Source organism: Leisingera sp. F5 (assembly GCF_001593695.1).
The window spans coordinates 1-1,646 of sequence record NZ_LUKH01000812.1; the positions used below are offsets into that span (position 1 = coordinate 1).

Annotated in this window: 3 protein-coding genes; 1 reads left to right on the forward strand and 2 read right to left on the reverse strand. The window is 62.9% G+C overall.

The features are described 5' to 3' along the window. Positions 1-217: 2-oxoglutarate and iron-dependent oxygenase domain-containing protein (locus tag A2I95_RS36280; protein WP_291737354.1), on the reverse strand; the 217-nt coding region annotated here is incomplete at its 3' end. Positions 218-393: 176 nt separating this feature from the next. Next, the gene (locus tag A2I95_RS36285; RefSeq protein WP_291737356.1) at positions 394-1,065 is read right to left on the reverse strand and encodes a DUF2161 domain-containing phosphodiesterase; all 672 of its coding nucleotides are present in this window, start codon (positions 1,063-1,065) and stop codon (positions 394-396) included. A gap of 145 nt (positions 1,066-1,210) precedes the next feature. On the opposite strand from A2I95_RS36285, the gene A2I95_RS36290 reads away from it, so the two are divergent. Next, a partial coding sequence (locus A2I95_RS36290) for a TraB/GumN family protein (RefSeq protein WP_291737355.1) occupies positions 1,211-1,646 on the forward strand: 436 nt, incomplete at its 3' end.

The following is a 1,646-nucleotide window of genomic DNA, read 5'->3' on the forward strand; positions in this document are numbered from 1 at the left end:
GTTTTAGTTCACGTTTCGCCTTACTCCTCCTCATGTGAGTTGCATTTTTCACATAAAAGAACCCCGCGTTGGTCAGCGCCCAGCGGATTTCCTTGGCGACCTCAAACAAGCTGCCGCCCGTGTTCAGCGCGCTGATGTCGACCACCGGGATCTTGTCAAAGGAAACCCGCTGCGCCCGCAGCCGGTCCTGAAGCCTGTCGATATCCTGATCTGCCATTGCTGTCTCCCCTTGTGCAAAGCTGCGCCCGTCATCGGCGCAGACCGGGTCGTGCTCAACAGGGAAAAAATGCAATTCACATGAGGAGAAGTAAGGTGAAACGTGAACTAAAACCGACAATCAAGAGGGTTTGCGGCAGATACACATTAGCTCAAGAAATTCGACAGGCTGTAAACTCACTCCGTCTCCCAGCTTTCCGCCCAATGCACCAGCCCTTCGCGGCCCGCATCGGTCAGCTGGTAGATGCCGGTCTCCACCCGCTCGAACCAGCCATAGTGATTCTTAGCCATCAGCTGAGTGGCGCGCGCGACTCCAGTCGCCTTGGCGACCTCCGCCCCCTTGCAGGCGCCCGCTTCTGCCAGATGCGACGCACAGGCCAGCGCATCCTGACGATAGGCGGTGACAATGCCATGCCGGGTCGCGCCACCCGCATTGGGATCGCCGCGCAGGGTCTGAAACTCGCGCAGCAACCGCGCCTGCTTCTTCTTCGACTTGCGCGGGGCATAGGGGCCGGGATCGCAATGCACCTCGGCCCGGCCGTCCGCAAGAACCGTGATCAGCCCCAGCCCCAGACGGCGGCACATCGCCAGATTGTCCTTTATCATCCGCCGCGCCTGCCGCCCTGCGGGCCGCGGCACCGCGATATAGACGTGATCAGAGACCGAGAGCCGGGCAATCGCCTGATGAAACAGCGACAGCGAAAACTTCAACTTCAGCTCGACAATCACCGGAGGCTCCGTACCGCGGACACCCACCACATCGGCGGCGCCCACTTCGCCCTTCACTTCATAGCCCTGCCCTTCCAGCAGCGCCTTCACCGGCGGGTACAGCTGATCCTCGCGTTCCATCGCCCATGACTGGCAGGTCGCGCCGCCGATGGCAATCCGCGGCACGGATTTGCGGTGCAGACGCAGGATTTTGCATTGCCGCCCCCCGTGCCCCGCCCTAGGGTCATACATCCAGACCATCGCTCCGGAGCCGGGGAAAGGGCTTATGATGAAACGGATTGCACTTGCACTTGCACTGGCTCTGCAGGCCCCTGCCGCCTTTGCCGCCTGCCGCGGCATCGACTACCGCGACCATCTGCCCGCCGCCACCGAGGCACGGCTGGAGCGCGAAATGGCCGCCACCCCGTATTCGCGCGGCAACCATTGGGTCGCCACCAAGGGGAACCGCACCATTCACGTGATCGGCACCATGCATGGCGGCGATGCCCGCATGGCCAAGGTGATGCGCACTCTGCGCCCGGTGCTGGAGCAGGCAGGCGCCATCTATCTGGAAACCTCCGACTCCGCTCTGGAGCGCCTGGACCGGATGCCTGATGAGCTGGCCCGCAGTTTCCTGCTGCCCAAAGGCCAGGAATTGCGGCACCTGCTGCCCCGCGACGCCTGGGAGCGGTTCCAGCTGACGGCCCAGGTGACCGGCGTCA